This is a genomic window from Umezawaea endophytica (genome assembly GCF_025061645.1).
GTDB classification, from domain to species: Bacteria; Actinomycetota; Actinomycetes; order Mycobacteriales; family Pseudonocardiaceae; genus Umezawaea; species Umezawaea endophytica.
Genome location: NZ_JANYMP010000006.1, coordinates 239257 through 257578, shown reverse-complemented (window position 1 = coordinate 257578; position 18322 = coordinate 239257). Strand labels below are relative to the sequence as shown.

The following is an 18322-nucleotide window of genomic DNA, read 5'->3' as shown; positions in this document are numbered from 1 at the left end:
TCGCACCCGGCCGCGGTCACGGGGTCGCGGGCAGCTCCGCCAGGTACTCCGGCGGCACGGAGGCGGCCAGCCACACGCCGTTCGCGCTGACCCGGAACTCGTGCCCGTCCGCCCGCATGGCGGCGGTGTCGACCACCAGCACCACGGGCTTGCCCCGCCGCGCCCCGACCCGCCGCGCGGTCTCGACGGTCGCCGACAGGTGCACGTCGTGCCGGTTCATCGGCTTGAGCCCGTCGCGGTGGATGTCGGGCAGCGCGTGGCCGACGGTCCCGTGGTAGAGCACCGGGGGAGGCTCGGACACCGGCAGGTCGAGGTCCACCTCCACGCTGTGGCCCTGGCTGGCCCGGATCCTGTTGCCCTCGACGGCGAAGCGCTTCTTGTCGTTGCGCTCGACCACCTCCAGCAGGTGGGCGCGGGTCACGCCGCGGCCGAGCGCGGTGAGCAGGTCGTCGATGTCGACCCAGCCCGCGGGGTCCAGGCGCAGGCCGATCAGTTCGGGGGAGTGTCTGAGGTGCTTGGAGAGCCGCTTGGACAAGCGGATCACGTCCTTCTCTTGCATGGCGCACACCTCAGCACGTTCGATCCCGACCCGGCCACCGGTTTCCGCGGTCGGGCGCTCAGGTGCCGCCCTCCGTCGCCGCCTTCAGCTTCGGCGCGCCGGGACCGTCGACGGCCTGGGCGTCGTCGAAGTTGTGCAGGAAGCAGCTCCGCAGCGACAGGCAGCCGCAGCCGATGCACGACGTCAGCCGGTCCCGCAGCCGGTGCAGGGAGTCGATCCGCGCGTCCAGCTCCTCCTGCCACGACTGGGACAGCCTGCTCCAGTCGGCCTTGGTGGGGGTGCGGCCGTCGGGCAGCGTCGCCAGCGCGGCGTGCACCTCCTCCAGGCTCAGCCCGACGCGCTGCGCGGTGCGGATGAACGCCAGCCGCCGCAGCACCGACCGCGCGTACCTGCGCTGGTTGCCCGCCGTGCGGTGCGACGCGATCAGGCCCCGTTCCTCGTAGAAGCGCAACGCGGTGTGGGGCACGCCGCTGCGCTCGGCCACCTGCCCGATGGTCAGGCTCTCCGGCAACTTGGTCACCCGCCCACCCTACTTCTTGACCTCCACCATGGTCGAGGTTGGAGGCTGTTCCCATGACGGTGACGAGGGAAATGGGGTTCGCCGACATCCCCGAGCTGTACGGGCGGATGACCGGCGACGAGAAGCACGAGTGGGCGGCGGCGTCGACGCTGCCCGTGCTGTGGGTGCTCTACGACCGCGTGCTGGACGTGGCACCGGACCGGGTCGACGACCCGAGCCGGGACCGCTTCCTGCTGTCCAAGGGGCACGGGCCGATGGCGTACTACGCGGTGCTGGCGGCGAAGGGGTTCCTCGACCCGTCCCTGCTGGACACCTGGACCAAATGGGACTCGCCGCTGGGCCTGCACCCGGACCGCGTCCTGGTGCCCGGCGTGGAGATCGGCAGCGGCTCGCTCGGCCACGGGCTGCCGATCGCCGTGGGGACGGTGCTGGGACTGGGTTTGCAGGGCGGGGACCAGCGCGTTGTCGTGCTGATCGGCGACGGGGAACTGGACGAGGGCAGCAACCACGAGGCCATCGCGCTGGCGGGCAGGCTCGGGCTGGACCGGCTGACCGTCGTGGTGGTGGACAACGGGTCCGGCACGCACGGCTGGCCCGGCGGCGTCGCGGCCCGCTTCGCGGTCGAGGGCTGGGAGGCGACGACGGTGGACGGCCGGGACCAGGACGCGCTGCACGAGGCGCTCCTGACCCCGCACGTCGGCACGCCCCTCGCGGTCGTGGCGGAGGTCCGATGAGCACCATGCGCGAGGTGTTCGCCCGGACCGTGACCGAGGCGATGGAGACCGACCCGCGAGTGGTGGTCGTGCTCGCGGAGATCTCGCGGGACGTCTTCCCGGCCACCGATCGGGTGATCAACGTCGGCATCCGCGAGCAGGCCATGGTCGGCGTGGGGGCGGGGCTGGCGCTGTCCGGGCTGCGGCCGGTGGTGCACAGCTACGCGCCGTTCCTGGTCGAGCGGCCGTTCGAGCAGATCAAGCTCGACTTCGGCCACCAGGACGTCGGGGGAGTGCTGGTCAGCATCGGTGGCTCCTACGACGACCCCGGCTGGGGGCGGACGCACCAGGCCCCCGGCGACGTGGCGCTGATCGACACGCTGCCCGGCTGGACCGTGCACGTCCCCGGTCACCCGGACGAGGTCGCCCCGCTGCTGCGGACCGCCCTCGCCGGTGACGACCGCGTCTACCTGCGGCTCTCGCTGCGCACCAACGCCCGCGCGTACCCGGTGACTGAGGGGTTCACCGTGGTCCGCAGGGGTCGGCTGGGCGTCGTGGTGGCCGTCGGACCGATGCTCGACCGGGTGCTGGAGGCGACCGCCGACACCGACGTCACGGTGCTCTACGCGGCCACCGTCCGGCCGTTCGACGCCGAGGGCCTGCGCCGGGCCGTGCGCGCCGCCGACCACGCCGACGTGCTGCTGGTCGAGCCCTACCTGGAGGGCACGTCGACCCGCCTGGTGACCGAGGCGCTGGCCGACCTGCCCGCACGGGTGCGATCCCTTGGGGTGCAACGGGAAGCCGAACTGCGTGCGTACGGCACCGCGCAGGACCACGACGCCGCCCACGACCTCGACGCGCTGGGCGTGGCGGCGGCCGTGCGGCGGATGTTCGGCCACGGGGGTCAGGCATGATCTAGTCCTGTGAGAGTGCCGAGAACCCTGATCTGGACCGCAGCACCCACGGCGGAACTGCAACGAGCCCTGCACCGGGAGGGTTCGGGCCCGGCCGCGCTGGTGCCGGTGACCTCCGGAACGGTGCTGCTGCCCGCGCGGCAGGGCGGTTTCGCGGCGGCGATGAGGCTGGCCGAGCGGTGTCGCGAGATCGGCGGCACGGCGCTGGTGCTGCGGTGGGCGGGCGCCGCGCGGGTCGGGTCGGACGGCGCGCGCACCACCTACCGCGGCTCCCTGCTCGCGGCGATGAGGCTCACCGGGCCGATCACGTGGTGGCTGCTCAAGGGCCGGGAACGCGGCGAGGCCGACCTGACGGCCGACGTGACCCAGGTCGTGGGCCTGGTCGACGAGGGCCGCGCGGACACCCACGTGGCCGGGCTGCCCTCGGCGCGCACCGGCCTGGCCGACCTGCCGATCAACACGCTGCTGCCCGTCGTGCCGGTCACGCAGGGCGCGGCGCCGCCCGAACAGCCGCTGACCTAACCTGGGCACGTGGCACGAGTCGTCGTATTGGACTACGGATCCGGCAACCTCCGCTCGGTCGAGCGCGCCCTCCAGCGCGTCGGCGCCGACGTGGAGGTGACCGCCGACCGCACAGCCGTGCGCGAAGCCGACGGCCTGCTGGTGCCGGGCGTCGGCGCGTACGCGGCGTGCATGGAGCAGCTCAACGCCATCCGCGGCGGCCGGATGATCGGCGAGCGCCTCGCGGGCGGCCGTCCGGTGCTCGGCGTGTGCGTCGGCATGCAGATCCTGTTCGACCGCGGCATCGAGCACGCCGTCCTCACCGAGGGCTGCGGCGAGTGGCCGGGCACGGTCGAGCGGCTGGACGCGCCGATCGTGCCGCACATGGGGTGGAACACGGTCCGCCCGGTCGAAGGCACGCAGCTCTTCGCGGGCCTGCCCGCCGACACCCGGTACTACTTCGTGCACTCGTACGGCGTGCGCAAGTGGGAGCTGGAGCCGTCGGACGTGATCCGCCCGCCGCTGGTCACGTGGGCCGAGCACGGCACGGACTTCGTGGCGGCGGTGGAGAACGGCGCGCTGTGGGCGACCCAGTTCCACCCGGAGAAGTCCGGCGACGCGGGCGCGCACCTGCTGGAGAACTGGCTGAGCACCTTCAACTAGGCTGAATGACGTGACATTCACGCTGCTCCCGGCCGTTGACGTGGTGGACGGCCGTGCCGTTCGGCTCGTCCAGGGCGAAGCCGGCACCGAGACCAACTACGGCGAACCGCTCGACGCCGCCCTCGCGTGGCAGCGCGACGGCGCGGAGTGGGTGCATCTGGTCGACCTCGACGCCGCCTTCGGTCGCGGCAGCAACCGCGAGCTGCTGGCCAGGGTCGTCGGCGAGCTCGACGTCAACGTCGAGTTGTCGGGCGGCATCCGCGACGACGAGTCGCTCGCCGCCGCGCTGTCGACCGGCTGCGCCAGGGTCAACCTGGGCACCGCCGCGATCGAGAACCCGGACTGGTGCGCGAAGGTCGTGGCCGAGCACGGCGAGAAGATCGCCGTCGGCTTGGACCTGCGCATCACCGAGCACGGCCACCGCGTGTCCGGCCGCGGCTGGACCACCGACGGCGGCGACCTGTGGGAGGTGCTGGAGCGGCTGGACCGCGACGGCTGCGCCCGCTATGTCGTGACCGACGTCGGCCGCGACGGCATGCTCCAGGGCCCGAACATCGAGCTGCTGCGCGACGTCTGTGCGCGCACCGACGCGCCGGTCATCGCCTCCGGCGGGGTGTCCAGTGTGGACGACCTGGTCGCGCTCGCGTCGCTGTCCCGCGACGGCGTCGAGGGCACGATCATCGGCAAGGCCTTGTACGCGGGCAAGTTCACGCTGCCGGAAGCCCTCGCCGCGGTGCGGGCGTCCGCCGAGCTCTAGACCGATCGGTAGTTGTCATCCCGTGGGATGGTCCTCGACCATCCCACGGGATGTTGCCCGGTGAACGGCGTCCTCGCCACGGTGTGGGCATGCCTTTTCCCACTGCCGCAGCACTCCTGCCACTCCGCCACGGTTTCCCGGCGACCGACCGTCGGGGAGCTGGTGCGGGATGACCGACTGCTCAGGCTCCCGCAGGCGTCCGGTGCTGCGCGCGGCTGATGGCCGCGTTGATCTCCCCGACGATGTGGACCTCGGCCGCCTGGCGCTCGACGCCGGTGCCCGCCAGCACCTCGGCGGCCGTCCCCGCGCTCTCGGCCAGCAGGCCGAGCAGCAGGTGTTCGGTCCCGACGAAGTTGTGCCCGAGCCGTAGCGCCTCCCGCACCGCCAGTTCCAGCGCCTTCTTGCAGTGCGTGGTGAACGGCTGCTGCTCCGGCGGTTGCCTGCTGACCTTGTCCAGCTTCAGCAGCAGCGTCATCCGCGTGGTGCCCTCGGAGGCTTCCAGGTAGTGGATGGTCTTGGCGCCCAGCCCGTGCGACTCGTCGAGCAGCCCGAGCAGCAGGTGCTCGGTCCCGATGGTCTCGCTGAACCGGGCGTGGTGGCGGGCCAGCCGCACGACCCGCCGCGCGCGGTCCGTGTACCGGTCGAACGACGGCTTCGACAGCGCCTCGACGTCCGGCGACTCCCTCGGCACGAACCGCTTCTGCGCCGCCTGCTTGCTCACACCCAGGCTCTCGCCGATGTCCGTCCACGAGGCCCCCGACCGCCGCGCCTCGTCCACGAAGTGCCCGATCAGGTGATCGCCGAGCTCGTTGAGCTGCCTGCTGAGCAGCACCGCGGCCGCCAACCGGTCGAGCACGGCCGTGTGCTCCGCCGCGACGGTGACGATGAGGTCCGTGAGCTGAACCGGAGCGATGAGCATTCGTCAACTTTACGTTGACGGCCGACTCGTCGTCAATCTCAGGTTGACGACGTGATCGAGATTCCCACCGACCCCGACTTGCCACGCCTGAGCAGACTTCCCCAGACCGTCAACTTCCCGGTGACGCCGTACTTCTTGCGGATCAACCCCCGCACCCGCTCGGTCTCGGCCTGGTCCATCAGCGCCGCACGAGCCTCCACCGACTCCCCGGTCGGCTTCCCCTTGATGTCACACGGCCCGACCAACACCCGCCCATCCCGCCGAATCCGCTTCACCTTCCCGCTGTCGGTAGCCGACCACGCCGCCACCCCATCGCCCTCCCGCACCACCCACACCGGAGTGGCGACCGCACGACCGTCCTTGCGGAACGTCGTCAACAACAGGTACTTGCCCTCACCGAGTTCACCGATCATGCGGCCGACCCTAGTGTCCGGACAGCGCTCCGGACCGTTCTCACGCACGGCGATTGCTCTGTTCGGCCGCCTGTGGGGGAGAGGGGAATCGTGGCCGGAAAACGCCGAGGGGCCCGTCGAGACGACTCGACGGGCCCCTCGGACGTCGTGTCACTTCCCGAGCAGGTCGGTGCCCAGTTCCTTCATCTTCGTCGACATCTCCACGCACTGGGGCGCCTTGGTGAAGGCGTCCTTCAGGGCGGGGTCCTCCGAGAGCTTCTTGATCTGCGCCTGGAGCGCGGTCTGGTCGGCGCCGTCGCCGAGCTTCCCGACCTGGTCGGTGAAGTCGGGTGCGGCCGGGTCGAGCTTGGCCAGGTCCTCCTTGGTCTTGGCGAGGGTCTTGCCGTTGTCCGTGAAGAACTTGACCAGTTCGTCGTGCAGGGCCTTGGCCTCCGCGCTGGGCGGGCCGAGTTCGCCGAGCTTCTTGGCCGTGGCGGTCATGCTGTCGCCCGAGGTGGTCGCGAACTTCATCAGCGCGTCCTTCTGCGCCGCGGGGTCCGGGACTGCCTGGAACGCGACCTTGAGCACCTCGACCAGGCCCTCCAGGGTCGGTGAGACGCCTTCGCAGAACGCGCCGGTCCACGCGATCGGGTCGGAGTTCTTCGCGGAGGCCGCGGGTGACGCGGAGGTCGCGGACCCCGTCGTGGTGGTGTTCGCGGCCGGCGTCGACGAGCAGGCCGAGACGGCCAGCACGGCTCCGGCGAGCACGCTGAACAGGGCGATGCGCTGCTTCATGTGTTATCCCCCAAGGAAAAGAGCTTCTCGTGTCCCCCGACACCGGGAGGGAGGTTACTCGATCGGGTGAAGCGATTTCGACCGGATCCGGAGACGCCCTCGCCTGCCCGCCGCCCACCGGACCGTAGGCTGGTCGGCATGTCCGTCGCGGTGCGTGTGATCCCCTGCCTTGACGTCGACCGCGGCCGGGTGGTGAAGGGCGTCAACTTCACCAACCTGGTCGACGCGGGCGACCCCGTGGAGCTGGCCCGCGCGTACGACGCCGAAGGCGCGGACGAGTTGACCTTCCTGGACGTGACGGCGTCCTCTTCGGACCGGGAGACGACGTTCGACGTCGTGCGCCGCACCGCCGAGCAGGTCTTCATCCCGCTCACCGTCGGCGGCGGCGTGCGCAGCCCGGAGGACGTGGACAAGCTGTTGCGCGCGGGCGCGGACAAGGTCGGCGTCAACACGGCGGCGATCGTGCGGCCGGAGCTGCTGGGCGAGCTGTCGCAGCGGTTCGGGGCGCAGTGCATCGTGCTGTCCGTCGACGCGCGCCGCGTGCCGGAGGGGGAGGAGCCCACCCCGTCCGGGTTCGAGGTCACCACCCACGGCGGCCGCAAGGGCACCGGGATCGACGCCGTCGAGTGGGCCGCCCGCGGTCAGGAGCTGGGGGTCGGCGAGATCCTGCTGAACTCCATGGACGCCGACGGCACGAAGGTCGGCTTCGACCTGGAGCTGCTGCGGCTGGTCCGCGGGGTCGTGGACGTGCCGCTGATCGCGAGCGGCGGCGCGGGCGCGGTTGACCACTTCCCGCCCGCTGTCGAGGCGGGAGCGGACGCGGTGCTCGCGGCGAGCGTGTTCCACTTCGGGCAGTTGCGGATCTCCGAGGTCAAGGACGGCCTGCGCGCGGCGGGGGTCGAGGTCCGGTGATGCGGAACTCGACCGGGCGGTCGGCCGTGCCACCCGAGGTGCTCATCGCGTCACTCGTGGCGGGCGGCGGCGCACTGCTGTTCCTGCTGGTCGGCGTCGTCAAGTGGCAGGTCGACGGGGACGCCGGGTGGGTGCGGTTCCCGCTGATCGTGGCCGTGCTCGAACTCGTCGTCGCCGGTGGCCTGGTGATCGGCTTCCGGCCCGCGCGGATCACCGCGATCATCCTGTTCCTGCTGCTCGGGCTGCTGCACCTGCTCGCCACGCTCAACGAGGGTCCGCTCTGGGCGCGGGCGATCACCGGCGTCCTGTCGGCCGCGCACATCTACGGCGTGGTGCTGCTCAACACCGCGCCCGCGCTGACCTACCTCAAACGCGGAGGACTTCGGTGACCCAGCTCGACCCCGCCATCGCGTCCAGGCTGAAGCGCACCGCCGACGGGCTGGTCTGCGCCGTCGCGCAGCAGCGCGGCACGGGCGAGGTGCTGATGGTGGCGTGGATGGACGACGCCGCGCTGCACGAGACGCTGACGACCCGGCAGGCGGTGTACTTCTCCCGCAGCAGGCAGCAGCGGTGGCGCAAGGGCGACACGTCCGGGCACACGCAGTACGTGCACGAGGTCCGCCTGGACTGCGACGGCGACGCGCTGCTGCTCGTGGTCGACCAGACCGGCGCGGCCTGCCACACCGGCGACCGCACCTGCTTCGACGCGGACGTGCTGCTGAAGGACTAGCCGATGTCCCCGGTCAGGTACCTCTGGAGGTTCGGCCCGACGGCCGCGACGACGGTGTCGACGTCGGCCGAGGCGAGCGGCTCGAACTTGACCACGTACCTGACCATGCCCATGCCGATGACCTGGGACGCGCACAGCGAGGCCCGCAGTTCGACCCGGTCGACGTCGAGCCCCTCGGTGATCTTGGCGAACACGCTGGTCAGGAAGAACTCCCGCAGCACGTTCGCCACGCCGTCGTGGCTGGTCACGCTGCGCACGATCGCGGCGAACGGCCCTCCGCCGGTGGCGTCCCAGATGGTGGTGAAGTTGCGCGCGATCCGGTCGCCGGTCTGCTCGGGCGGGCCGTCGAGCAGGCGCGCGACCAGGACGGTCGGGTCGAACGGGAGCTTGAGGACGGCCTGCGCGAACAGGTTCTCCTTGCTGCCGAACCAGTGGTTGACCATCGCGGCGTCGACCCCCGCCTTCGCGGCGATGGACCGCACGGTGGCACCCTCGTACCCGCGGGCGATGAACACCTCGCGCGCCGCGTCGAGCAGCACGGCCTTGGTGTCCTCCCCGCCCGCTCGTCGCCCTCGGCGCTTCGGCTCGGTCTGGTCGCTCGCTGTGGTCACGTCCCCATCATCCCGCCGATCGGGCTAATTTTCAACAAGTGATGAAATCTGTGCCCGCCCGAAGCCCTGAAGAGGTCGCGTATAGGTCTGCACGGCAGAATGGCCGGATGGTCAGCGTCATCGGAGCCGGTGCAGGCTCGGGTCTGGGCGACATCAGCCCCACCCGTGAGGAATTCCGCGAGCTCGCCGCCGATCGCCGGGTCATCCCGGTCATCCGACGGCTCCTAGCCGACGCGGAGACGCCCGTCGGGCTCTACCGCAAGCTCGCGGACGACCGGCCGGGCACGTTCCTGCTGGAATCCGCCGAGAACGGCCGGTCGTGGGCGCGCTGGTCGTTCGTCGGCGCGCGCTCCTCGGCCGCGCTCACGGCCACCGGCGGCGAGGCGTACTGGACGGGCACGCGCCCGGTCGGCCTGCCCGAGGGTGGCGACCCGCTCCAGGCGCTGCGCGAGACCATCGAGGTGCTGCGCACCGACCGCATGCCCGGCATGCCGCCGCTCACCGGCGGCCTGGTCGGCTACATCGGCTACGACGCCGTGCGCAGGCTGGAGAAGCTGCCGACGCTGGCCGAGGACGACCTGAAGGTCCCCGAACTGGTGATGCTGCTGGCCACCGACCTGGCCGCGCTCGACCACCACGAGGGCACCGTCACGCTCATCGCGAACGCCCTGAACTGGGACGACTCGCCGGACAACATCGACGCCGCGTACGACGACGCCGTGGCGCGGCTCGAGCAGATGACGCTGGACCTGCAAAACCCGGCGCCGCCGACGGCCGCCGTGTTCACCCGTCAGCGGCCGGAGTTCACCCGTCGGCGCACGCCGCAGGAGCACCACGAGGTCATCGAGAAGGCCAAGGCCGCGATCCGCGCGGGCGAGGCGTTCCAGGTCGTGCTGTCGCAGCGGTTCGAGATGCGCACGGACGCCGACCCGCTGGACATCTACCGCGTGCTGCGCACGTCCAACCCCAGCCCGTACATGTACCTGCTGCGACTGGAGGGCTTCGACATCGTCGGGTGCAGCCCCGAGTCGCTGGTGACGGTCCGCGACGGCAAGGCGACGACCCACCCGATCGCGGGCACCCGCTGGAGGGGTGTCGACGAGGAGGAGGACGCCCTCTTGCAGAAGGACCTCCTCTCCGACGAGAAGGAGCGCGCCGAGCACCTCATGCTCGTCGACCTGGGCCGCAACGACCTGGGCCGCGTCTGCAAGCCCGGTTCCGTGACGGTCCTGGAGTTCTTCAAGGTCGAGAAGTACAGCCACGTCATGCACATCGTGTCCACCGTGACGGGTGAACTGGCGGAGGGGAAGACGGCGTACGACGCGGTCGCGGCCTGCTTCCCGGCGGGCACCCTGTCCGGCGCGCCGAAGCCCCGTGCGATGGAGCTGATCGAGGAGCTGGAACCGACCCGGCGCGGCCTCTACGGCGGCGTCGTCGGCTACCTGGACTTCGCGGGCGACGCGGACACTGCCATCGCCATCCGGACGGCGCTGGTGCGCGACGGCGTGGCGTACGTGCAGGCGGGAGGTGGGATCGTGGCCGACTCCGACCCGGTCTCCGAGGACAACGAGTGCCTGAACAAGGCCGGGGCCGTCCTGTCCGCCATCGCCACCGCGCAGACGATGAGGCCGGCTGCGAGCCCGACGAGTGTTTAAGCGTCCACTGTGGATCGTGGTGCTCCTGCTGCTGCTGGGAGCGCTCGCGCTGTGGGGCGCGTCGGGGCTGACGTGGGTCACGGAGGCCGTGGAACGGCCGGGTGCGGCGGCCACCACGGCCGCCAGGTCGGGCGCGGACGTCGCGCCGGGGCTGGTGCCGCTGGCCGTGCTCAGCGCGACCGCCGTGGCCGCCGTGGTGGCCCTGTCGGGCTGGGTGCGGCGGGTGCTGGGCGGCGTCGTGCTGGCCGTGGGCCTTGGTGCGGCGTGGGTCGTGGTCGCGGCGCCGGGGACCGTGCCGCCGAAGGCCTTGGCGGTGCTCGGGGCGCTGCTCGTGGTCGGCGCGGGCGTGGTGCTGCTGGTGCGCGGGCAGGCCATGCCGCGCCTGGGCGGCAGCTACCAGACGCCCGCCGCGGCGAAGGGGGCCTCGGACCCCGACAAGGACCTGTGGCGCGCGCTGGAACGCGGCGACGACCCGACCGATCGGGGCTGACCCGTGACTGACGAGGTGCTGACACGCCTGCACCGCACGTTCGCGCACGTCGTACCCGTAGGTGCCTTGCCGAGCTGCCCCGATCGCGCCACCCCGGTGGCCGGTCGGGTTGTCCGGCGGGGTTAGCATCCATGCGGCGGGAAGGGGATCGTGACGTGTGCGAACTTGCGACCGAGGTAGTTGGCAGTGAGGCACCGAATACCGGGCCGGCGAGCAAGTGCGAGGTGTCCGGGTGACCGTTCTCGAATCGATCATCGAAGGCGTTCGTGAGGACCTCGCCGTCCGCGAGGCCGCTCTTCCGTTTCCCGAGCTGCGCGCGCGCACCACGAAGGTCGCGCCGCCCCAGGACGTGATGTCGATCCTGCGGGCCCCGGCCGTCGGCGTCATCGCCGAGGTGAAGCGCCGCAGCCCGTCCAAGGGCGACCTGGCCGCGATTCCGGAGCCGGCGGACCTGGCCGTGGCGTACGAGGCCGGTGGCGCGAGCGTGATCAGCGTGCTGACCGAGGGCCGTCGCTTCGGCGGGTCGCTCGCGGACTTCGACGCGGTCCGCGCGGCGGTGAAGATCCCGTTGCTGCGCAAGGACTTCATCGTCAGCCCGTACCAGGTGCACGAGGCGCGCCTGCACGGCGCGGACCTGGTGCTGCTGATCGTGGCGGCGTTGGAGCAGAACGCGCTGATCGCGCTGCTGGACCGGGTCGAGTCGCTGGGCATGACCGCGCTCGTCGAGGTGCACACGGCCGAGGAGGCCGACCGCGCGCTGGAGGCGGGCGCGAGCGTGATCGGCGTCAACGCGCGCAACCTGCACACCCTCGAGGTCGACCGGGACACGTTCGGGCGCATCGCGCCGGGGCTCCCGTTCGAGACGATCAAGATCGCCGAGTCCGGCGTTCGCGGTCCTGGTGACCTCATGTCGTACGCGGGCCACGGGGCCGACGCGGTGCTGGTGGGCGAAGGCCTGGTCACCGCCCCGGACCCGAAGGTCGCCGTGAACAAGCTCGTGACGGCGGGGTCGCACCCCGCCTGCCCGCGACCAAGCCGCTGAGCACTCTGGAGGAGCGCATGTCGCCAACCGGCACCGTGGGGAGCGGCCAGTTCGCACCCACACCGCACGACCCGGACGAGCGGGGGCACTTCGGCCCCTGGGGCGGTCGGTACATGCCGGAGGCGCTCATCGCGGCGGTCGACGAGCTGTCCGTCTTCTACGAGAAGGCGCGCGTCGACCCGGAGTTCCTCGCCGAGTTCGCCCGGCTGCTCAAGGACTACGCGAACCGCCCGTCGCTGCTGACCGAGGCCAAGAAGTTCTCGCGGCACGCGGGCGGGGCGCGGGTCTTCCTCAAGCGGGAGGACCTGAACCACACCGGTTCGCACAAGATCAACAACGTGCTGGGCCAGGCGCTGCTCACCAAGCGCATGGGCAAGAAGCGGGTGATCGCGGAGACCGGCGCCGGCCAGCACGGCGTCGCGACCGCGACCGCGTGCGCGCTGATGGACCTCGACTGCGTCGTCTACATGGGCGAGGTCGACACCGAGCGGCAGGCGTTGAACGTCGCCAGGATGCGCCTGCTCGGTGCCGAGGTCATCCCGGTCAAGACCGGTTCGCGCACGTTGAAGGACGCGATCAACGAGGCGCTGCGCGACTGGGTCGCCAACGTCGACGACACGCACTACCTGCTCGGCACCGCCGCGGGCCCGCACCCGTTCCCGCTGCTGGTGCGCGACTTCCACCGCGTCATCGGCATCGAGGCGCGCATCCAGATCCTGGAGCAGATCGGCCGCCTGCCCGACGTCGTCGCGGCGTGCGTCGGCGGCGGCTCGAACGCCATCGGCATCTTCCACGGCTTCATCGACGACCCGGCCGTCCGGCTGGTCGGCCTGGAGCCCGGCGGCGACGGCATCGACACCGACCGGCACGGCGCCACGCTCACCAAGGGCCTGCCCGGCTCGCTGCACGGCGCCATGTCGTACGTGATGCAGGACGAGGACGGCCAGATCACCGAGGCCCACTCGATCTCGGCAGGCCTGGACTACCCCGGCGTTGGCCCCGAGCACTCCCACCTCAAGGACATCGGCCGCGCCGAGTACCGGCCCGTGACCGACGCCGAGGCGATGGAGGCGTTCGCCCTGCTCTCGCGCACCGAGGGCATCATCCCGGCCATCGAGTCGTCGCACGCCCTCGCGGGCGCGATGCAGATCGGTCGCGAACTGGGCGAGGACGCCGTGATCCTGGTGAACCTGTCCGGCCGCGGCGACAAGGACATGGACACCGCCGTGAAGTGGTTCGGCTTGGGCGTCGAGGGGGAAACGCGATGAGCAGGCTGGATCCGGTCTTCGACCGGTGCCGCGCGGAGGGGCGTGCGGCCCTGATCGGCTACCTGCCCGCCGGGTACCCGACCGTGGAGGGCTCGAAGGACACCCTCCGCACCATGGTCGACTCCGGCTGCGACCTCGTGGAGGTCGGCCTCCCGTTCTCCGACCCGGTGATGGACGGCCCGACCATCCAGGTGGCGGCGGAACAGGCGCTGCGCGCCGGGTTCCGGGTGCGCGACCTGTTCGGTGTGGTCGAGTCCGTGGCCGCCGCGGGTGGCAAAGCCGTCGTGATGACCTACTGGAACCCGGTCCTCCGGTACGGCGTTGAGAGGTTCGCCCGCGACCTCGCGGCGGCCGGCGGTCTGGGCCTGATCACGCCCGACCTGGTGCCGGACGAGGCCGCGGACTGGATCGCCGCCTCGGACGAGCACGACCTGGACCGCATCTTCCTGGTCGCGCCGTCCTCCACCGAGGAGCGCATCGACCTGACCTCGAAGTCCTCGCGCGGTTTCCTCTACGCCACGTCGGTCATGGGTGTCACCGGAGCCCGCGACGTCGTCTCCAACCTCGCGCCCGAGCTGGTCAAGCGGGTGCGCGAGCACACCGACATGCCGGTGGGCGTCGGCCTCGGCGTCCGTTCGGGCGCCCAGGCGGCGGAACTGGCCGCGTTCGCCGACGGCGTGATCGTCGGCTCGGCCTTCGTGACGGCCGCGGCGGACAGCCCCGCGGCGGTCCGCGCGCTGACCGAGGACCTCGCCACCGGCGTTCGGAGCGCGGTAGCACCTGCCTGACCAGCCGAGAACGCCGTCCCAGGGTTGTGCGGGGGCGGCGTTCTCCGCTGTCCGAACCCCGATCGGGTGAACAACCACGAGCAGCCCGAAAAAAGGCCCGAAATTGTCGGACCCCCTGCGGACAGTGGACCCATGAACACCACACCGCTGCTCCTGCTGCTCTTGGTCCCCGTCGTCGTCCTGCTGCTGCGCGGCCGGCAGGGTTCCGGCCATGAACTCCGAATTGGGAACCGTCGTGGTGACGGGCGCCGCAGGTCAGGTAGCCCGTGCGGTCCGAGCTGGGCTGCGTGGCGTGGCGAGCCGGGTCGTGCTGGCCGACCTGGTGGAGGTCGCCGACCTTGGGGGAGCTGAGGAGTCGCTGGTCCTGGACGTGCGCGACCAGTCCGCGGTGCTCGCGGCACTGGAGGGCGCGGACGCCGTGGTCCACCTGGGTGGCATCCCGGACGAGGCTCCGCTCCCGGACCTGCTGACCAGCAACGTCCTGGGCACCCACCACGTACTGGAGGCCGCCCGCGTTCACGGCCTGCGCCGCGTGGTGCTGGCGAGCAGCAACAGGCTGACCGGCTTCTACCCCACGACGCAGGTGGTCTCCCCAACCGACATCCCACGCCCGGACGGCCTGTACGGCGTCAGCAAGGTGGCGATGGAAGCCCTGGCCAGGCTGTACGCCGACAAGTTCGGCGTCTCAGTCGTCTGCCTGCGCATCGGCAGCTTCGAGGCGGCACCCTCAGAACCCCGCCACCGCGCCACCTGGCTCAGCCCACGCGACTGCACCGGCTTCGTCAACGCCGCCCTGACCACCCCGAACCTGCACTTCGAAACGGCGTACGCGGTATCGGCCAACACCAACCGCTTCTGGGCCCTCTCAACCGCACTCGGCTACACACCGGTCGACAACGCGGAAACGTACGGCGTCGCAGGCGACTTCAACGGCGTCCAGGGCGGCACCTACGCAGGCCCGAACTACACCCTCCCCCACCTGCCCCTCAACTAACCCAACCACCCAGCCCCACCCCACCACCGTCCCCCATCCCACCAGTGGCCAGCACCCAACTCGACCACCGCCCAACCCAGCCCACCGCTCCCCGCCAACGACGCGAGCCGGCCTCCGATCCCTGCCGCCAAGCCACGATCCCCAACCCACGCCAAGGAGTCACAACCGGCCGACACTCGCCACGCCCTAGCGTCCGAGCCCGCCCAACCTGACCTCGCGAGCGCCGGAATTCGAGCCCCACACACCCACAGCACCACCCCACCTACCCAAGTTCCACTTCTCGTGCCTTCCCTACTTCCAGGGCACGATCGCCAACCCACGCAAGGAGCCGCAACCGGCCAGCACCCGCACAACGCGGCTTTCGTGCTCGCCAGCCACCCCCTCCCAACCCGACCTCGCGAGCGCCAAAAGCCGAAACCTCACACCCCCACCCCTCCCAGCCCACCCAAGATCCACTTTCCTCGCCCCCACACACCACCCCGCTCGCCCTTCCCGCCTGCCCTTCCGGCTCGCCCTCTCCGCCCGACCTCCCCACACCGCTATCCCCCTGTCCTCCCGACCCGGCCTCGCGAGCGCCGGAAGTCGAAACCCCGCGCCCCCACCACTGCCTGCCCGCGCAAGAGCCACTTCCCTCGCCCCTCGCCCCTCGCCCCTCGCCCCTCGCCCCTCACACCTCACACCGCCACCTCATCCAGCCCTCCCTGCCCGCCCTCCCGCCCTCCCGCCCTCCCGACTTGCCTTCGCTCGCCCTTCCAGCCCGATCTACCCACCCGCCCTCCCAGCCCGACCTCCCGAACGCCGGAAGCCGAAACCCCACACCCACACCCCCACCGCCGCCCACCCACCCACCCACCCAAGATCAACTTCCCCCATCCCCCTCCCCATCCCCACCCTCACCCCGCCGCCCACCTGATCGGAGGTGCCCACCGTTCGCGGCGGTAGGGTCGGGTGTCGTTGGTCTTGTCGAACGTGTCGCGGAGTGCCGGTGAGCCGATGGCGGGGGAGAGCCCTACCGTGGCTGCTCATCGCCGTCCCCGCCGCCGCGGAACTGGCCCACCGCCCAGTCGAACTGCTGCTCAGCCTGGCGCTGGTGGGCGCGGCGGTAGTGGTGTTCGACCGGTTCCCGCTCCCGGTGCTGGCACTCGCGACGGCCGCCGCCGCGATCCCGGCACTGGTGCTTTCGCCGGTGGCGACCAGTCCGGTCCGGCTCTGGCCGTTCCTGGCCGCGGCGGTGTTCGGGTACCTGACCGGACGCGGCCCTGGCGAGGCGCGGTTGGTCGGCATGGCGGTGGCGGGTGTGGTGCTCGCCGGGTTGCCGGTTGGCATGGCGGTGGACGTCCGGGAGCGCGGTGGGTTTGGTGTGCTCTTCGGGCTTTACGACTGGTTCGTGCTTGTCCTCATCCTGGCGGTCGTCGTCGGGGTGCCGTGGCTCGCGGGCCGCTACCGCAGGCAGCGGCTCGAACTGCACGCGGCGGGGGTCGCTCGCGCGGCGTTGGTGGAACGTGACCGGATCGCTCGCGAGATGCACGACTCGCTGGGGTTCGAGTTGGGGCTGGTCGCGCTGCACGCCGCGGCGCTCGAAGTGGCGCCGGGACTTGACGAGCGGGTTCGGGCGCAGGCTGGTGAGGTGCGTGCCGGTGTCGCTGCCGCGACCGAGCGGTTGCATCGGATCGTGGGTGTGCTCGGGGCGCCGGAGGACACCGACGTCGTGGCGCTCGTCGGTCGGGCCACCGCGGCCGGGCAGGTCGTCGAGTTGGACATGCCCGCGCCCGCGGTGGTGTCGGTCGCCGCGGTCGTGCACCGGGTCGTGCGGGAAGGGCTCACCAACGCCGCGCGGCACGCGGCCGGTGAGGCTGTCGTCGTGCGGATCACGAACGGCGCCGGGCGCACCACGGTCGTTGTCGAGAACGGGCTCGTCGACGGGAAAGTCCGCAGCGGCAACGGGAGTGGGCTGGCGGCGTTGCGTGACGAGGTCGGCGAGCTGGACGCAGGTGTGCGGGACGGGCGGTTCGTGCTTAGCGCCTTGGTGTCGCACGACGTCGCCGAGCGCCGTGATCGGGAACGGCCTCGGGTGTGGCGGCTGGTGCGGGTGCCGTTGCTCGCCGCCGGTGTCGTCGTCGTGGTGGGGTTGGCGTTGTACGCGTTCGTCGGCTCCGCCAACCGCCTCGACGACGGCAGCTACCAGAGCCTCCACATAGGACAGCAACGGGAGGACGTCGTGGCTGTGCTGCCCCGCTTCCAGATCCTGGGTGATCCCGAACGCGCGCTGCCCGCGCCGCCGGGCGGGGCGGGGTGCGCGCACTACTGGGCCACCGTGCAGACCGACGACCGGCTGTTCTACCGGCTCTGCTTCGCCGACGACCGGCTCGTGCTCAAGGAGACCGTCCCGAGGAGCCGTCGGTGATCCGGGTGCTCCTGGCCGATGACGAACCGCTGGTGCGCGCCGGTATCAGGGCGGTGCTCGCGGCCGACGCGGAGATCGAGGTCGTGGCGGAGGCGGACAACGGGCGGACGGCCGTCGAGTTGGCTCTCGCGCACCGGCCGGACGTGGTCCTGCTGGACATCGCCATGCCGGTGCTCGACGGGCTCGCCGCCGCTGCCGAGCTGACCAGGACCGTGCCGGAGGCGGGCGTGCTGATGCTCACGACGTTCTCCGCGGACGCGCACATCGCCGCGGCGCTAGCGGGTGGTGCGCGCGGCTTCCTCCTCAAGACCGGGGATCCGAGGGAGTTGTTCGCGGGCATCCGGGCGGTGGCGGAGGGGGCCGCGTTCCTGTCGCCGAAGGTCGCGCACCGGGTGATCCAGCAGGTCGGTGGCGATCGGATGGCCCGCGCCGAGCGGGCTCGCGGGCGCGTCGAGGGCTTGACGCCGCGCGAGCGGGAGGTGCTCGCGCTGCTGGGGGCAGGGCTGCCCAACGCCGAGATCGCCCGTCGGCTCCACGTCGTGGAGGGCACCGTGAAGGTGTTCGTCACGTCGATCCTGCGGCGGCTCGACGTGGCGAACCGCGTGCAGGCCGCGATCGTCGCCCACGAGGCCGGGCTCCTATGACTTTCGTCCAGTACGACCGGTGCCGTCGGGTTGATGTCCCGTCCCGCGCGG

22 protein-coding genes are annotated in these 18322 nt (G+C 71.5%); 16 read left to right on the top strand and 6 right to left on the bottom strand.

Annotated features, from left to right (window positions below; translation table 11 throughout):
- Positions 1-16: 16 nt before the first annotated feature.
- Both NZH93_RS15680 and soxR read right to left on the bottom strand, forming a co-directional pair.
- Positions 17-559, bottom strand: coding sequence for an RNA 2'-phosphotransferase (locus tag NZH93_RS15680; RefSeq protein WP_259623798.1), 543 nt, complete (start codon positions 557-559; stop codon positions 17-19).
- Positions 560-617: 58 nt separating this feature from the next.
- Positions 618-1079 (bottom strand): redox-sensitive transcriptional activator SoxR, encoded by a 462-nt coding sequence (soxR, locus tag NZH93_RS15675; protein ID WP_259623797.1) that lies wholly within the window; start codon positions 1077-1079, stop codon positions 618-620.
- 53 nt (positions 1080-1132) lie between these two features.
- Between soxR and NZH93_RS15670 the strand changes: the two genes are divergently transcribed.
- From NZH93_RS15670 to priA, 5 genes are read left to right on the top strand one after another with little or no spacing between them, the layout of a single operon-like run.
- On the top strand, positions 1133-1813 hold the full coding sequence (locus tag NZH93_RS15670; RefSeq protein WP_259623796.1) for a thiamine pyrophosphate-binding protein: 681 nt from the start codon (positions 1133-1135) through the stop codon (positions 1811-1813).
- A complete protein-coding gene (locus NZH93_RS15665; protein WP_259623795.1) occupies positions 1810-2706 on the top strand; it encodes a transketolase family protein in 897 nt (298 codons plus the stop codon). The genes NZH93_RS15670 and NZH93_RS15665 overlap by 4 nt, the downstream gene beginning before the upstream one ends.
- A 9-nt stretch (positions 2707-2715) precedes the next feature.
- Positions 2716-3228 carry a hypothetical protein gene (locus NZH93_RS15660; RefSeq protein WP_259623794.1) on the top strand — a complete coding sequence of 171 codons (513 nt, stop codon included), beginning with the start codon at positions 2716-2718 and terminating at the stop codon, positions 3226-3228.
- A 9-nt stretch (positions 3229-3237) separates the two neighbouring features.
- Positions 3238-3870, top strand: a complete 633-nt coding sequence (hisH, locus tag NZH93_RS15655; protein ID WP_259623793.1) for an imidazole glycerol phosphate synthase subunit HisH — start codon at positions 3238-3240, stop codon at positions 3868-3870.
- 10 nt (positions 3871-3880) lie between these two features.
- Positions 3881-4627, top strand: a complete 747-nt coding sequence (gene priA / locus NZH93_RS15650; RefSeq protein WP_259623792.1) for a bifunctional 1-(5-phosphoribosyl)-5-((5-phosphoribosylamino)methylideneamino)imidazole-4-carboxamide isomerase/phosphoribosylanthranilate isomerase PriA — start codon at positions 3881-3883, stop codon at positions 4625-4627.
- A 181-nt stretch (positions 4628-4808) separates the two neighbouring features.
- On the opposite strand, the gene NZH93_RS15645 is transcribed toward priA, so the two are convergent.
- From NZH93_RS15645 to NZH93_RS15635, 3 genes are all read right to left on the bottom strand, one after another.
- Positions 4809-5546, bottom strand: a complete 738-nt coding sequence (locus NZH93_RS15645) for a Clp protease N-terminal domain-containing protein (protein WP_259623791.1) — start codon at positions 5544-5546, stop codon at positions 4809-4811.
- 38 nt (positions 5547-5584) lie between these two features.
- A complete protein-coding gene (locus NZH93_RS15640; RefSeq protein ID WP_259623790.1) occupies positions 5585-5959 on the bottom strand; it encodes a PPOX class F420-dependent oxidoreductase in 375 nt (124 codons plus the stop codon).
- 150 nt (positions 5960-6109) lie between these two features.
- Positions 6110-6733 (bottom strand): hypothetical protein, encoded by a 624-nt coding sequence (locus tag NZH93_RS15635; RefSeq protein ID WP_259623789.1) that lies wholly within the window; start codon positions 6731-6733, stop codon positions 6110-6112.
- A 138-nt stretch (positions 6734-6871) separates the two neighbouring features.
- On the opposite strand from NZH93_RS15635, the gene hisF reads away from it, so the two are divergent.
- Genes hisF through hisI form a run of 3 tightly spaced genes read left to right on the top strand, consistent with a single transcriptional unit; the run spans position 6872 to position 8375 of the window.
- Entirely contained in the window at positions 6872-7645 is a 774-nt protein-coding gene (hisF, locus tag NZH93_RS15630) for an imidazole glycerol phosphate synthase subunit HisF (RefSeq protein ID WP_259623788.1), read from the top strand.
- Positions 7645-8034, top strand: a complete 390-nt coding sequence (locus NZH93_RS15625) for a hypothetical protein (protein ID WP_259623787.1) — start codon at positions 7645-7647, stop codon at positions 8032-8034. The genes hisF and NZH93_RS15625 overlap by 1 nt, the downstream gene beginning before the upstream one ends.
- Positions 8031-8375, top strand: a complete 345-nt coding sequence (gene hisI, locus NZH93_RS15620) for a phosphoribosyl-AMP cyclohydrolase (protein WP_259623786.1) — start codon at positions 8031-8033, stop codon at positions 8373-8375. The genes NZH93_RS15625 and hisI overlap by 4 nt, the downstream gene beginning before the upstream one ends.
- On the opposite strand, the gene NZH93_RS15615 is transcribed toward hisI, so the two are convergent.
- Positions 8372-8986: a TetR/AcrR family transcriptional regulator gene (locus NZH93_RS15615; protein WP_259623785.1), complete on the bottom strand. Its 615-nt coding sequence runs from the start codon at positions 8984-8986 to the stop codon at positions 8372-8374. The two genes, hisI and NZH93_RS15615, sit on opposite strands and share 4 nt — an antisense overlap.
- A 107-nt stretch (positions 8987-9093) precedes the next feature.
- Here NZH93_RS15615 and NZH93_RS15610 point away from each other — a divergent pair, with 107 nt between their 5' ends.
- The 8 genes from NZH93_RS15610 to NZH93_RS15575 all read left to right on the top strand — a co-directional run bounded on the left by NZH93_RS15610 (position 9094) and on the right by NZH93_RS15575 (position 18271).
- Positions 9094-10641 (top strand): anthranilate synthase component I, encoded by a 1548-nt coding sequence (locus tag NZH93_RS15610; protein ID WP_259623784.1) that lies wholly within the window; start codon positions 9094-9096, stop codon positions 10639-10641.
- A gap of 16 nt (positions 10642-10657) precedes the next feature.
- Positions 10658-11131: a Trp biosynthesis-associated membrane protein gene (locus NZH93_RS15605; RefSeq protein ID WP_259623783.1), complete on the top strand. Its 474-nt coding sequence runs from the start codon at positions 10658-10660 to the stop codon at positions 11129-11131.
- 232 nt (positions 11132-11363) lie between these two features.
- Complete coding sequence (gene trpC / locus NZH93_RS15600; protein ID WP_259623782.1) at positions 11364-12173, top strand: indole-3-glycerol phosphate synthase TrpC; 810 nt, start codon at positions 11364-11366, stop codon at positions 12171-12173.
- Positions 12174-12190: 17 nt separating this feature from the next.
- Entirely contained in the window at positions 12191-13441 is a 1251-nt protein-coding gene (trpB, locus tag NZH93_RS15595) for a tryptophan synthase subunit beta (RefSeq protein ID WP_259623781.1), read from the top strand.
- Complete coding sequence (gene trpA, locus NZH93_RS15590) at positions 13438-14229, top strand: tryptophan synthase subunit alpha (protein WP_259623780.1); 792 nt, start codon at positions 13438-13440, stop codon at positions 14227-14229. The genes trpB and trpA overlap by 4 nt, the downstream gene beginning before the upstream one ends.
- A 211-nt stretch (positions 14230-14440) precedes the next feature.
- Positions 14441-15223, top strand: a complete 783-nt coding sequence (locus NZH93_RS15585) for an NAD-dependent epimerase/dehydratase family protein (RefSeq protein WP_259623779.1) — start codon at positions 14441-14443, stop codon at positions 15221-15223.
- 985 nt (positions 15224-16208) lie between these two features.
- Positions 16209-17627 (top strand): sensor histidine kinase, encoded by a 1419-nt coding sequence (locus NZH93_RS15580; RefSeq protein WP_259623778.1) that lies wholly within the window; start codon positions 16209-16211, stop codon positions 17625-17627.
- Positions 17624-18271 carry a response regulator gene (locus NZH93_RS15575; protein WP_259623777.1) on the top strand — a complete coding sequence of 216 codons (648 nt, stop codon included), beginning with the start codon at positions 17624-17626 and terminating at the stop codon, positions 18269-18271. Before NZH93_RS15580 ends, NZH93_RS15575 begins: the two co-directional genes overlap by 4 nt.
- Positions 18272-18322: the final 51 nt, after the last annotated feature.

What these genes read in the sequence shown, in the direction of transcription:
- NZH93_RS15635 (WP_259623789.1), bottom strand. Translation starts at nt 6,733, where the DNA reads ATGAAGCAGCGCATCGCCCTGTTCAGCGTGCTCGCCGGAGCCGTGCTG.
- trpB (WP_259623781.1), top strand. Translation starts at nt 12,191, where the DNA reads ATGTCGCCAACCGGCACCGTGGGGAGCGGCCAGTTCGCACCCACACCG.
- NZH93_RS15645 (WP_259623791.1), bottom strand. Translation starts at nt 5,546, where the DNA reads ATGCTCATCGCTCCGGTTCAGCTCACGGACCTCATCGTCACCGTCGCG.
- NZH93_RS15625 (WP_259623787.1), top strand. Translation starts at nt 7,645, where the DNA reads ATGCGGAACTCGACCGGGCGGTCGGCCGTGCCACCCGAGGTGCTCATC.
- NZH93_RS15680 (WP_259623798.1), bottom strand. Translation starts at nt 559, where the DNA reads ATGCAAGAGAAGGACGTGATCCGCTTGTCCAAGCGGCTCTCCAAGCAC.
- NZH93_RS15585 (WP_259623779.1), top strand. Translation starts at nt 14,441, where the DNA reads ATGAACTCCGAATTGGGAACCGTCGTGGTGACGGGCGCCGCAGGTCAG.
- NZH93_RS15640 (WP_259623790.1), bottom strand. Translation starts at nt 5,959, where the DNA reads ATGATCGGTGAACTCGGTGAGGGCAAGTACCTGTTGTTGACGACGTTC.
- NZH93_RS15670 (WP_259623796.1), top strand. Translation starts at nt 1,133, where the DNA reads ATGACGGTGACGAGGGAAATGGGGTTCGCCGACATCCCCGAGCTGTAC.
- NZH93_RS15610 (WP_259623784.1), top strand. Translation starts at nt 9,094, where the DNA reads ATGGTCAGCGTCATCGGAGCCGGTGCAGGCTCGGGTCTGGGCGACATC.
- trpA (WP_259623780.1), top strand. Translation starts at nt 13,438, where the DNA reads ATGAGCAGGCTGGATCCGGTCTTCGACCGGTGCCGCGCGGAGGGGCGT.
- NZH93_RS15665 (WP_259623795.1), top strand. Translation starts at nt 1,810, where the DNA reads ATGAGCACCATGCGCGAGGTGTTCGCCCGGACCGTGACCGAGGCGATG.
- hisF (WP_259623788.1), top strand. Translation starts at nt 6,872, where the DNA reads ATGTCCGTCGCGGTGCGTGTGATCCCCTGCCTTGACGTCGACCGCGGC.